11 protein-coding genes are annotated in these 12,401 nt (G+C 52.1%); 7 read left to right on the top strand and 4 right to left on the bottom strand.

Annotated elements, in window-relative coordinates:
- The first annotated feature begins 219 nt into the window (after window positions 1-219).
- The 7 genes from der (at window position 220) to E4T81_RS11425 (ending at window position 7,295) form a co-directional block, all read left to right on the top strand.
- Window positions 220-1,536 carry a ribosome biogenesis GTPase Der gene (gene der, locus E4T81_RS11455; protein WP_135044672.1) on the top strand — a complete coding sequence of 439 codons (1,317 nt, stop codon included), beginning with the start codon at window positions 220-222 and terminating at the stop codon, window positions 1,534-1,536.
- A gap of 36 nt (window positions 1,537-1,572) precedes the next feature.
- Window positions 1,573-3,345, top strand: coding sequence for a DEAD/DEAH box helicase (locus tag E4T81_RS11450; protein WP_371683048.1), 1,773 nt, complete (start codon window positions 1,573-1,575; stop codon window positions 3,343-3,345).
- A gap of 32 nt (window positions 3,346-3,377) precedes the next feature.
- Entirely contained in the window at window positions 3,378-4,019 is a 642-nt protein-coding gene (locus tag E4T81_RS11445) for a DUF3256 family protein (protein WP_135044668.1), read from the top strand.
- Between the two features lie 7 nt (window positions 4,020-4,026).
- Window positions 4,027-5,319 carry an exodeoxyribonuclease VII large subunit gene (gene xseA, locus E4T81_RS11440; protein ID WP_135044666.1) on the top strand — a complete coding sequence of 431 codons (1,293 nt, stop codon included), beginning with the start codon at window positions 4,027-4,029 and terminating at the stop codon, window positions 5,317-5,319.
- A 27-nt stretch (window positions 5,320-5,346) separates the two neighbouring features.
- Window positions 5,347-5,556, top strand: coding sequence for an exodeoxyribonuclease VII small subunit (xseB, locus tag E4T81_RS11435; protein ID WP_135044664.1), 210 nt, complete (start codon window positions 5,347-5,349; stop codon window positions 5,554-5,556).
- A gap of 14 nt (window positions 5,557-5,570) precedes the next feature.
- Window positions 5,571-6,488: a cation diffusion facilitator family transporter gene (locus E4T81_RS11430; RefSeq protein WP_135044661.1), complete on the top strand. Its 918-nt coding sequence runs from the start codon at window positions 5,571-5,573 to the stop codon at window positions 6,486-6,488.
- A 129-nt stretch (window positions 6,489-6,617) separates the two neighbouring features.
- A complete protein-coding gene (locus E4T81_RS11425) occupies window positions 6,618-7,295 on the top strand; it encodes a queuosine precursor transporter (protein WP_135044659.1) in 678 nt (225 codons plus the stop codon).
- A 1-nt stretch (window position 7,296) separates the two neighbouring features.
- Here the strand turns inward: E4T81_RS11425 and E4T81_RS11420 are convergent, their stop codons facing one another.
- The 4 genes from E4T81_RS11420 to E4T81_RS11405 form a co-directional block, all read right to left on the bottom strand.
- Window positions 7,297-8,211 carry a YafY family protein gene (locus E4T81_RS11420; protein WP_135044657.1) on the bottom strand — a complete coding sequence of 305 codons (915 nt, stop codon included), beginning with the start codon at window positions 8,209-8,211 and terminating at the stop codon, window positions 7,297-7,299.
- Between the two features lie 22 nt (window positions 8,212-8,233).
- Window positions 8,234-9,715, bottom strand: coding sequence for a sodium:solute symporter (locus E4T81_RS11415; RefSeq protein ID WP_135044655.1), 1,482 nt, complete (start codon window positions 9,713-9,715; stop codon window positions 8,234-8,236).
- Window positions 9,712-10,911 carry an exo-beta-N-acetylmuramidase NamZ domain-containing protein gene (locus E4T81_RS11410; protein WP_135044653.1) on the bottom strand — a complete coding sequence of 400 codons (1,200 nt, stop codon included), beginning with the start codon at window positions 10,909-10,911 and terminating at the stop codon, window positions 9,712-9,714. Before E4T81_RS11410 ends, E4T81_RS11415 begins: the two co-directional genes overlap by 4 nt.
- Window positions 10,912-10,998: 87 nt before the next feature.
- Window positions 10,999-12,285, bottom strand: coding sequence for a DUF2851 family protein (locus E4T81_RS11405; protein ID WP_135044651.1), 1,287 nt, complete (start codon window positions 12,283-12,285; stop codon window positions 10,999-11,001).
- Window positions 12,286-12,401: the final 116 nt, after the last annotated feature.

Below are 12,401 nucleotides of genomic sequence, written 5' to 3'. Positions count from 1 at the left end.
CGTACCATACCCAAAAGTGTATGTTTTCACTCCGAGCTTCATTTGGACATTTGCCGCTGTCCCTGTAAAACTCATCCCAACATGGAGAGGACAAGAGTATCAGGCGACTTCAATTAAGGAAGCAATCCGAAGCGGCGACAAAAAAATAGCGCGGCAGATAGGCAATATGTGGAGCGAAATTGTTATATTTGCAGTTTAGATTGACCAAAATAAAGTAATATGGGAAGACTTGTAGCTATCGTAGGACGTCCGAATGTGGGCAAATCCACTCTTTTCAACCGACTGACGCAGACCCGTACGGCGATTGTCGATGACACCGCCGGCACCACCCGCGACCGCCAGTATGGCAAGGTTGACTGGTGTGGTAAGGAATTCTCAATAGTCGACACCGGAGGATGGGTTGTCAACTCTGAAGACATCTTTGAGAGCGAAATCAACAAGCAGGTGCATCTTGCCATTGAAGAAGCCGACGTGGTATTGTTTGTCGTAGACGCCATGAACGGAGTCACCGACCTTGACGATCATGTCGCCAACATATTACGCCGATCTAAAAAGCCGGTCATCCTTGTCGCCAACAAGGTCGATTCCGGCGACTGGATGTACAATGTACCGGAATTTTACAAGCTCGGACTTGGTGAACCGTTCCCCGTATCGTCGGCAAACGGTTCAGGCACAGGCGAACTGCTTGACGAAATAGTCAAAGACCTCCCCGAAGAAGACACCGAGGAGCAGAATCTTGAAAAGATACCGAGATTTGCAATCGTAGGTCGCCCCAACGCCGGCAAGTCATCGATAATCAATTCATTCATAGGCGAAGACCGCAATATCGTCACCAATATCGCCGGCACCACCCGCGACTCGATATATACGCGCTACAACAAGTTTGGATTTGATTTCTATCTGGTCGACACTGCGGGCATACGTAAAAAAAACAAGGTCAACGAAGACATCGAGTATTACTCAGTCATCCGCTCTATACGTTCAATCGAGGCATCTGATGTGTGTATTCTCATGATTGACGCCACTCTCGGCATCGAGAGTCAGGATGTCAGCATATTCTCGCTTATCCAGCGCAACAAGAAAGGGCTTGTAGTCTGTGTCAACAAGTGGGACCTTGTAGCCGACAAATCACAGGCTGCGATACGCCACTTCGAGGATGCCATCCGCAATAGATTTGCCCCCTTTACCGACTTCCCCATAATCTTCGGGTCGGCACTTACAAAGCAGCGTATCTTCAAGGTGCTTGAGACAGCGGTAGACGTGTATAAGAATCGCCAGCGTATAATCCCGACATCACAGCTTAACACCTACATGCAGGAAGTGATAGGCGCATATCCGCCGCCCGCAAACAAGGGTAAATACATTAAAATCAAGTATGTGACCATGCTTAAAGAGCAGATTATACCTACTTTCGTGTTCTTCTGCAATCTGCCGCAATGGGTCAAAGAGCCCTACCGCCGCTATCTTGAAAACAAGATACGAGAGAAATGGGACTTCTCAGGCACACCTATAAACATATTTATGCGCGAAAAATAAACTTACGCGCGACATTTTACTAATAAATACATAATTATGACATTTGAACAACTGGGGGTAAGAGACGACCTCCTTAAAGCCATACATGAGCTGGGATTTGAATACCCTATGCCCGTGCAGGAGAAGGTGATACCCCACCTGCTCAACGAGGATGGCGATGTAATCGCACTCGCACAGACCGGCACGGGAAAAACAGCGGCATTCGGGCTCCCTGTATTGCAACGCACTGACACATCGAGAGATGTGCCTCAGGCTCTTATCATCGCCCCCACACGCGAGCTATGCCTGCAGATAGGCAGCGACCTCGCCGATTTTTCCAAATATATCAACGGACTGAAAGTCCTCCCCGTCTACGGAGGCTCAAGCATCGAAAGCCAGATTCGCTCTCTAAGGAAAGGAGTGCAGGTGATTGTAGCCACCCCGGGACGCCTTATCGACCTCATCAAACGCGGCGTCGTAAAGCTCGGTGACGTGCACACAGTGATACTTGATGAAGCCGACGAAATGCTTAACATGGGATTTGTCGACGACATCAACGACATCCTCAGTCATGTGCCTGAAAACCGCAAGATGCTCCTTTTCTCGGCAACCATGCCCAAGGAGATTGCTAAAATCGCGGCAAAATACATGCACAATCCGCAGGAGTTTGTCATCGGCACAAAAAACACCGGAGCCGAGAATGTGCGCCACATCTATTATATGGTACACGCACGCGACAAGTATCTCGCGCTTAAACGCATAGCCGACGACACCCCAAACATATACGGCATCGTGTTCTGCCGCACACGCAAGGAGACTCAGGAAATCGCCGACTGGCTTATACAGGACGGATATAACGCCGACTCCCTGCACGGCGAACTTTCTCAGGCTCAGCGCGACATGGTGATGAAGAAGTTTCGCGACAGGGTGTTACGCATACTTGTCGCCACCGACGTTGCCGCACGCGGTCTTGACGTGAGCGACCTCACCCACGTGATAAACTACGGAATCCCCGACGACATTGCCACTTATACCCATCGCTCGGGCCGCACCGGCAGGGCTGGCAAGACAGGAGTGTCGATAGCGATCATCCACTCGCGCGAACGCGGAAAGCTCCGCGATATCGAGAAGCGCATCGGCAAGACATTTGAGCGCAAGGAGGTGCCTACCCCCGCCCATATCATCGAGAAACAGCTGTACAATCTCGCTGACCGCCTTGAACGGGTGAAAGTCGACGATGACGAAATAGGGAAATATCTGCCCGGAGTGCTCCGCAAGCTCGAATGGCTGTCGGAAGAAGACCTTCTCAAGCGCATGCTGTCGCTGGAATTCAACCGTCTGCTCGAATACTACAAGGATGCTCCGGAGATTGACTTCATCGACGAGAAACCGCGCAAGGAGCGCAGGGAAAAAGAAAAGCCCCGTTCGCCGGAAGAGAAAGACCGCCGCACAGCCGACCGCGGAATGGCACGCATATATGTCAACGCGGGAAAGAATGACGGATTTTTTGCCGGTAATCTCATTGACATACTCAACCACGCTATTCATGGCCCGCGCATAGATGTAGGCAGGATTGACCTGATGCCCGGCTATTCGCTTTTTGACGTGAAAAAGGCTGATGCGCGTAGAGTTGTCGAAGGTCTCACAGGCACTGACTTCGTGGGCAATAAGCTGTATGCCGAAATCGCCGATCCCGAAAAGGACTATTCACGCGCGTCGTCACGCCGCAAGCCTGAAGGAGAAAAAGCCTCAAAGAAAGAGAAAAAAGAGAAACACGGCAATTTCGACAAATTCAAGAAAAAGAAAAAAGGCGGTACAGGACGCCGCTGAAACTCTCAACACTCTCAATACCCCCAATCCTCATGAAATCATTACAGACCCGATTTATTGCGATAATGTTGCTGATAGCCGCCGGTATACCGGCGGCTGTAGCCCGCATTACTGCCGCCGGCGCGTTTGCAGATGCTCCGGCATCAATGTTTCCGTTGCTTGACCGAAACACCCGACTTGACATGATTGACTACTTCAACAGCGGGTCGGCTACCGCGTCAACCAATGCCATGCAGGGCAAGTCGCGGATAACTTCGCTGACACCCGATGACATAAAGATTGCAATGACCGATGCTTCGGCCTACCAGATTTCCATATTACCATCGGGCAACGACACCATCATCGCGGTAATACAGACCGTAGCCACACCGGCTCATGACAGCCACATAAACTTCTATTCGCGGTCATGGCAGGAGCTTAAAGGCAACTATTTCACGCCGCCGGTCATGAATGACTGGCTCTCGGAAAGCGGCAAAAAAAATGACGGCGAAGTAGCCGTGATGGTTCCCTTCATGCTTGCCGAGTATGTCTACGACCCGGCGACCGCCACCCTTTCACTCACCAACAATCTGAAGGAATTCCTGTCGCCCGACGTCTATCAGCTTGTAGCCGACTATCTGTTGCCGTCAATCACCTACAAATGGGACGGAAAGCGCATGAACAAAGTTAAATGACCCCTGCGTGGAATCGCTCTCACTCCTACAGCTCAACAAGCGCATAGCGTCGCTTGTCATGACCCCCGCGACTTCCAATATATGGGTCACGGCTGAACTTAGCGATGTAGCCGTGCGCGGAGGCCACTGCTACATGGAACTGCTACAGAAAGACCCCGCGTCGGGAGCGACCGTGGCAAAGGCGAGAGGAGCCATCTGGGCAAATCAGTTTGTCAGAATCCGCTCCGACTTCTATGCCGCCACGGGACAAGACTTCTGCACCGGGCTTAAAGTGATGGTCAGGGCATCGGTCTCCATGCATCCCGTCTACGGCATGTCGCTTGTGATTAATGCCGTCAATCCCGATTACACGATGGGCGACCTCCTGCGCCGTCGCAACGAGATGCTCGCCCGCCTGAAACAGGAGGGAATCCTTGACCTCAACCGCAGCCTTGAATTTACAGAGCCGACACTGCGCATAGCCATAATCTCGGCAGAAGGCGCGGCGGGCTATGGCGACTTCATGAATCAGATTGCAGGCAATCCGCTGCACCTGCGCTTTTCCACGCGACTATTTCCCGCGGTAATGCAAGGTGACAAAGCCGCGCCCACAATTATATCGGCGCTCGAAATGATTGCCATGCAGCAGGATGACTGGGACTGCGTGGTAATAATCAGAGGCGGAGGCGCCACAAGCGACCTTCTCTGCTTTGAGGACTATAACCTGGCGGCACACGTCGCTCAATTCCCCCTGCCGGTGATTGTCGGCATCGGTCACGAGCGCGATATAACCATATTGGACTACGTGGCATGTGTGCGCGTAAAGACCCCTACGGCTGCAGCTGAATGGCTAATCTCACGCGGCAAGGCGTCCATCTACCGTCTCGACCTGCTCGGACAGCAGATAGCCAATATCGCGCGCGAGCATCTCTCCGGATGCAAGGAACAGCTCGGACTCATGGAGGGACGCATGCCGACACTCGCCACTTCAATGATTGAGCGTGCCAAAGCCAAGATTGAACGCCATTCACTTGCCTTACAGCAGATAGCATCCCGTCACATCGCTCCCCGCATGGCAGCTCTCGACACAATCGAGTCATCGCTCAACGTACTGACTGCCAATGCCATACAGAAGCGCTCGGCACGCCTTGACGCGCTTGCACAGATGCTTGACGCTCTGTCGCCGCAAGCCACTCTCAGACGCGGTTACTCAATCACACGTGTCGACGGAAGAATTGTCACGAAAGCCTCCGACATACCGTCAGGCACAGTGATGACAACCACACTTGCCGACGGTGAAATCACTTCAGTAAAACAATGATTTAACTTCTACCATACATATCGCAACATGATACAACAGCCCACATTCACCCCTGTATCGGAAATATCCTATAATCAAGCGATTACCGAGCTTGAAGAGATAATGAAACGCATGCAGAGCGACGCGCTTGACATCGACCTGCTCGCGGCTTACACCCGCCGCGCCACAGAACTGATCGCAGAGTGCCGCCGCAGGCTTACAGCCACTGACGAGGAACTACGCACAATCCTGTCCTGACCCGAGCAACCGGAATGAACGCAAGAAGCGAAGTAGCGGTAATAAGGCACGTGACCTGGATAGGATTCTGGGTAAACGCCGCACTGATGATTCTGAAACTCTTTTTCGGATTCTGGGGTCACAGCGACGCGCTCGTCGCCGACGGCTTTCACTCGTTCAGCGATTTCGGCACTGACTTTATTGTGCTGATATTTGTAGCCGTTGCCTACAAGAGCGCCGATGCCGACCATCCCTACGGACATGGCAAATTTGAGACATTTGCCTCGCTTCTGATTGCATTCGTCCTCCTTGCCGTAGCTGTAGGCATCGGCTGGGGAGGAGTCTCGACCATACTGTCGTTTTACCACGGTGAAGCGTTGCCGCGCCCCGATGTGTGGACAATCGTCGTGGCAATCATGTCAATCGCGGCAAAAGAATGGCTATACAGGATGACAGCGGCAAAGGGCAAGGCGATAGGCTCGTCAGCCCTTATCGCCAACGCATGGCATCACCGCAGCGACGCTATATCATCGGTGGCGACACTTATCGGAGTGTCAGGCGCTTATTTCCTCGGGGTCAAGTTCAGGGTTCTCGACCCCATAGCCTCAGTTCTCATAGGTATCTTCATCGCATGGTCAGCGATTAAAATCGCCCGTCCGTCAATAGACGAGTTGCTTGAACGTGCCCTTCCGCAGGAAGAGGTCGACAACATCCGCGACATCATACTCTCTGTGCCGGGAGTTCTCGGTCTGCACAAGCTCAAGACCCGACGCGCAGGACACTCCGCGATAATAGACGTCGACATAAAAGTAGACCCCGACATCTCCGTTACGCAGGGGCACGACATAGCGTCGCGTGTCGAACACACAGTCAGGACTCACTGGCACCAGGATATAATAATGTACATCCACGTCGAGCCGTTTAACCCCACCGCCACATCCTGCAATTTATAGCCGGCTGCGGTAATAGCTGCGGTAATAAAACTTAAAAACCGCGCCTCACCGCTGATTTATGACGGATTTTCAGTAATTTTGCAGCAGAAAATCTACCGAGTGCTTGCTACCTCGTAAAAAACAAGAATTATGAAACAATTAACTACCGAGCGTTTCTCGCTCCCCTTTCTTCTGTTGACGGTACTGTTCTGTGTGTGCCTCATCATCGCCAATTTAGTAGAAATCAAGACTGTGTCGCTTGGCATCGTGACTGTCACTGCCGGCATGGCGGTATTTCCCATAAGCTATATCATCAATGACTGCCTCGTGGAAGTGTACGGTTTCCGCAAAGCGCGGCTCGTCATATGGCTCGGATTCTTCATGAATCTGCTCGTGACACTCTTGCTTCAGCTTGCCATCCTGCTACCCGGCTCTGAAGCATGGACAGCCCAGAGCGAGATGGAGACTATATACGGCAATGTCCCGCGCATACTTGCCGCATCGTTTCTTGCATTTATATGCGGCTCCATCGCAAATGCCTGGGTAATGAGCCGCATGAAAGTAAAATCGGGAGGAAAGCACTTCTCGGCGAGAGCCATCATAAGCACCCTCTGGGGAGAAGGTGTAGATTCAGTCATTTTCTTTCCGATAGCCTTCGGAGGCATACTCCCAATAGCCGACATTATCGAGCTGATCGTAGCGCAGGCTCTTCTGAAGACTCTTTACGAGATATTGATACTCCCGGTGACTATACGCGTGGTCAAGCGGCTCAAAAAGGTTGAGCAAACCGACACCTACGACACCGACGTCACCTTTTCGCCCTGGTAAATCAGCCTATATTAAAGCCGCCATTTTCATAATTGGCGAGCGACGTGCGGAGCGAGTCGACCATAATGGCACACACTTCAGGCGGGCTGAGTACAGTGATTTTCGGTCCATAAGACAGAAGTTCCTGGATAAAGTCGGGGGTAATCTTTATTTTGTAATAAAATATAGAGTAGGAATCGTGAATCACCTCTGTCTGAGAGTGATGTAACGGAACCGACCGGAAATATTTTGCCTGTCGCGGATCGGTACGTATCGCCACATGCTTCACCATCCCCTCGTCAAATATTATGCCGTAGCTGTCACGGAAATATGCCTCGGCATCAAAGTCGTCGGGAATGACATAGGTAGCCGGAAGCAGCCGCGAATTGCTCATGCGGTCGAGCGCATAGGTCTTTATAGTGTCCTCCTTTACATTGCGCCCGGTCACATACCACCGCTGCTTGAATATCTTTAAGAAATAAGGCTCAACCACGATGTCGTGGGTAGGGTTGATGCGCGAGTAAGGATGATAGCTGAACGTAACCTGACGCTTCTCCTTCATGGCATCCACCACTACAGGCAGATGCTCGCGCGCCGACGGCACTTCCTCAAGGAAAATCTGTCCGCCGATATGACGCGCGTCATTGAGCAGATTACCGACCGATGCAGAGTTGAGCAACCAGTTCATAACGCTGTCATCATGCTCGTTGTCTTGTTCGATATAGTATTCGAAGGTAGACTGGTTGCACTCTATATTTATCTTAAACAGCTCTTCGATAGCGTTGCGATAAGAGTAAAATGTGCGCCTTGGCAACGGCTCGCCATTGGAGTAAGGTGAACGCACCCAAAGTTTATTTATCTCCTCGCGTGATATCGAGCCATAACGCTTGATAGTATCGATTAGCCATATATAACGGCTGAAAAGGTCTTTTGCCATAGTAATAGAAGTAGGTTAAGGTTTATAATGAAGATTCAGTCACAGGCTTCCGGCGGCCGGACTTGACGGCTGAAGCCACTGACAATAACGCAAATGTAAAAAACGCATTTAGCAGCAGCAGCTCGAAGCTCATCTCATAGCCCCACAGACTAAACAGCAGATTTCGTGTAAGCAGACACGCGGCAGGCGCAGCCACGCATATAAAAGGCACAATCCTGTCGTTGACGCGCAACGACGTGAACATTCCGAAAGCAAACAGTCCGAGTATCGGACCATATGTATAGGACGCGAGGGTGTAGACAGCGCTTATGGCATCATCCTCGCTTATTACGTAAAACACAATAATTACCACTCCCATCATCACCGCCATGCCAGCATGTACGAGCCGGCGCACCCGGGCAAGCCTGATTTCGTCAGCCCCCTCCCTGCCGATAATATCGACTGTAAAGGAAGTGGTGAGCGACACAAGCGCCGACCCGGCTGCCGAGTATGCCGCAGCGACAAGCCCCAGCACAAACAGGATGCCTACCACCGGAGGGAGCGAGTCATGGGAAGCCACAAGACCAAATATCTCGTCGCTCTTTTCAGGCATCGACAGTGACGGATTGCCATCGATATATACAACCAGCAGAGTGCCGAGAAGCAGAAACAACGCGATGACAAAAAACTGCATCACCCCGCTCACAAGCATGTTCTTACGGCTACGGGCCGAATCGCGGCATGCAAGATTACGCTGCATCATGTCCTGGTCAAGACCATTGATGGCAATAGCCATGAATATGCCGGCGACAAACTGTTTCCAGAAATATACCCCCTTCGATGGATCGTCAAAGAAAAACACTCTTGAAGAGCTGTGACCGCCCACGGCATCAACCACTCCGGCAAAGTCAAGGTCAAGATTGCGGGCAATGAACACGATACACAGCACAACCGAGAGTATCAGACAGAAACTTTTAAGCAAATCGGTCCATATCACCGACTTGACTCCTCCTCTGAAAGTATAGAGCCACACTATGCCTACCGTGACTGCCACGTTAGCCCAGAACGGCACACCGAGCGGGTCGCAGACAAGCGCCTGAAGCACAATGCACACCACAAAAAATCTTACCGACGCGCCAAGCATCTTGGAGACAATGAAAAACCATGCCCCGGTGCGGTAGGTACTCAGTCCGAACCGCTCCCCCAGATAGCCGTAGATTGACACAAGATTGCGCTTGTAAAAGAGCGGCACAAGCACAAACGCGATAATCCAGTAACCGACGATAAAGCCAAGCACCATCTGCAGATAGCTGTAGCCCTTGTCAACGACCATGCCGGGCACACTGATAAACGTGACGCCCGATATAGCGGCGCCTACGGTGGCAATCGCCACGACAACCCAGGGGGCACGCCTGTTGCCGGTAAAAAATCCGGTATTGTCAGTGCGTCGTGACGCGACATGACTCACGGCAAAGAGCAGCAGGAAGTAAGCCGCGACGGTAACGAGTACGACTACAGGGCTCATGACTCGGGATAAATCAGATATTTTTCACGCAACAACTTGAACTCTTCGACCTCACCGGCCCAGGATTCCTTTATCTCGTCGGCCGGCACGCCGTCTATTATCATGAGTTTCACTTTTTTATTGCCTATCAGCTTGTCAAAAAACGATGTAAAAAACCGTGTCTTCTCCAATTCAGGCATAGACCTATAGGCATCAATGATATAGCTGAGGTCGACACCATTGTCGATGACCGAGTCGACACGCGCCCTTCTCAGGTCGACACCAAAACACCGGCGGTTAAGAAGCGGCGGATTTTTAGCCCCCGCCACGCTGCGCGGCGTGAACGAGAACTCTTTCCCCTTCATCGCCGGATGACCGTAGACCTTAAACGGGAAATCAGTGCCACGACCCACACTCGCGGTAGTGCCCTCAAAGAAGCAAAGCGAGGGATAGAGATATATCGCGGTCATGTCGCGCAGATTAGGCGACGGCGCCACCGGCAACTGATAGCGCGACGCGTGGGTGTAGCCTTCACACGGCACCACCGTAAGATTCACTTTCTTCCCTCCGCGGAGCCAGCGCTCGCCGTTTGCCATCTGCGCAATCTCGCCGAGTGTCATCCCGTGAATCACCGGTATAGGCAGCCTGCCTACTCCGGAGCGCAGCGACATGTCAAGCACTGGACCGTCTACCGTCATGCCAAGCGGATTAGGGCGGTCAAGCACCACTACTGCTTTCCCGGCGGCGGCAGCCTCCTCCATCACCTTTATCATAGTGATGTAGTAGGTATAGAATCGGGTGCCCACATCTTGCAGGTCTACCACAATCACGTCGATTGCGTTCATGACCTCGGGCGCGATACCCTTTGACTTGCCCGTATACAGCGATGATATAGGGATTCCGGTAGCCTCGTCGACACCGTTCTTCACGTGTTCCCCGGCGTCGGCAGTGCCACGGAACCCATGTTCCGGGGAGAAGAGCGTCACCACGTTCACACAACTGTCGAGCATCAGGTCAAGTGTGTGGCGTGACCCTACCATGCCGGTGTGATTGGACAATAACGCGACCCGCTTCCCTTTAAGCATCGGGACATAGACTGAAGTCCGTTCAGCCCCCACCTTTATCTCTCCGGCAGCGAGCGGACGGCAACACAACAGCAACAAAGTCAACACCGTGAATATATATCGGCAAGAAATGAAATGTATGTTTCTAATCATTTGAAAATTCAGTTTATTAGACAAAGATAATGATTTAATTTGTAATCATTATCAAAACTTCGGCATATCCTGCCCTGATAATAAATCTTAACGGCTCTTAACCCTTTTGGAAAGCATTCTGTGACCTATGCGGCAATACAGGCATTTCCGTGGCTCGCAATATTCGCGACGCAATTGCAGGACTGCCTGCGAGGTGAACGCATCGTCACATTTCAGTCCATGCTTGCCGAAAAGCGTCACCACCGAATTGCTTTCGGCACGCATCTCCTGAAGCATACCGACCGCCACATCACAAAGCATGCTGTCGCCCGTAGCGGAGCCGTAGGCATGAAGCAGCGGCACCACCGTATTGATTGTCAACACGTCGACGGCATTACGCCCGAGCGCCACGGCACGGCTGCCGTCAAGTTGCGAGTTAAATGTATAGTGGCTGCTCCAGTATCCTATCAGCTCGGCATTGAAAAGCTTCGCGACATCCTCAGCCTTACGGAGTCCGACGATGCGGCTCATCATCCGGAAGCCGCCGAAAGCCATAAGGGCAAGAAACGCGATGCGCCTGTGAGGGAAATTGGCGGGACGCATTCGCGACATCTTCCATCCCAGACAGCCCGGCTTAGGCAAGGAGAATTTATGGGCGAGGAAAGCATATTCGCGTTTCAGCAGAGTGATGTAAGGGTCAGTCTCCGCCACGCTGTCGAGAAGTCCCGCCTGCCCGAAAAGGAGAGCCTCAAGACTCAACTGCGAGTCGCTGTGCTTGCAGAGAAACTTCAGCGGCACACTGAGCGCAAGACGCTCAAACGGCTCACTATTGGTGCCAAACCCGAGCGAACGGGCAAGAGTCACGAAACACACCGACTCCCAGTCGCCCGAAAAGTGGGTGAGGTATCTCTCTATGCGCCCTGTTTTCGCATACAGGCGTTCATAGGCAAGAGAGTCTATCCAGGAGCGCAGGTGTACAGGCGGCATCGCCGCAATCTCCTCATGACAGGGCAGCTCGCTTGCCGCGCCGGCTACAAGCGCCCGGTAATGATGATGAAAGTCAGCGGCACAGTTCATGCGTAGCTGCGGTATCACCCTGCCGTCGGGGCGCGTGACCCTCCCGTCATCTTTACCGACGACATGCAACACAACCGAATCGTAAGCCCTGTCGCGGTCATGATGATGGCGATACCAGTCGGTCGCCCTGACATGAATCTCGACGTCACCCGCCCACATCTGCCCTCCGATAGAGAGCTTGGCATTGAAAAAGTCAGGTCCGGAGTCAGTGTTCAGCCTGCCGGGGTCAATCACGCTTACACGCTCGCCGTCGACCGTAGTCATTTCGGCTACAGGCCACAGGCGATGTTGCCAGATGTATTGCATCAGTCGTTCCATTGCGATAGGCGGCGGTTGTCATGCAAACATAATCAAAATTATTGAATTTACATCCCGCCAACGCCCTAAAATTGCAAAAAGTCAGTAACTTTGTATAGAAATTCACCCCGTAAGCA

The organism is Barnesiella sp. WM24 (assembly GCF_004570975.1).
Classification (GTDB): Bacteria; Bacteroidota; Bacteroidia; order Bacteroidales; family Muribaculaceae; genus Muribaculum.
Note: the sequence above shows the minus strand (reverse complement) of the source record. Positions and strands in the feature narration are given on the sequence as shown.

Excerpts from the sequence above, each read along its gene's own strand:
- der (WP_135044672.1), top strand. The coding sequence starts at position 220 with ATGGGAAGACTTGTAGCTATCGTAGGACGTCCGAATGTGGGCAAATCC.
- E4T81_RS11450 (WP_371683048.1), top strand. The coding sequence starts at position 1,573 with ATGACATTTGAACAACTGGGGGTAAGAGACGACCTCCTTAAAGCCATA.
- E4T81_RS11445 (WP_135044668.1), top strand. The coding sequence starts at position 3,378 with ATGAAATCATTACAGACCCGATTTATTGCGATAATGTTGCTGATAGCC.
- xseB (WP_135044664.1), top strand. The coding sequence starts at position 5,347 with ATGATACAACAGCCCACATTCACCCCTGTATCGGAAATATCCTATAAT.
- E4T81_RS11430 (WP_135044661.1), top strand. The coding sequence starts at position 5,571 with ATGAACGCAAGAAGCGAAGTAGCGGTAATAAGGCACGTGACCTGGATA.
- E4T81_RS11425 (WP_135044659.1), top strand. The coding sequence starts at position 6,618 with ATGAAACAATTAACTACCGAGCGTTTCTCGCTCCCCTTTCTTCTGTTG.
- E4T81_RS11420 (WP_135044657.1), bottom strand. The coding sequence starts at position 8,211 with ATGGCAAAAGACCTTTTCAGCCGTTATATATGGCTAATCGATACTATC.
- E4T81_RS11415 (WP_135044655.1), bottom strand. The coding sequence starts at position 9,715 with ATGAGCCCTGTAGTCGTACTCGTTACCGTCGCGGCTTACTTCCTGCTG.
- E4T81_RS11410 (WP_135044653.1), bottom strand. The coding sequence starts at position 10,911 with ATGATTAGAAACATACATTTCATTTCTTGCCGATATATATTCACGGTG.
- E4T81_RS11405 (WP_135044651.1), bottom strand. The coding sequence starts at position 12,285 with ATGGAACGACTGATGCAATACATCTGGCAACATCGCCTGTGGCCTGTA.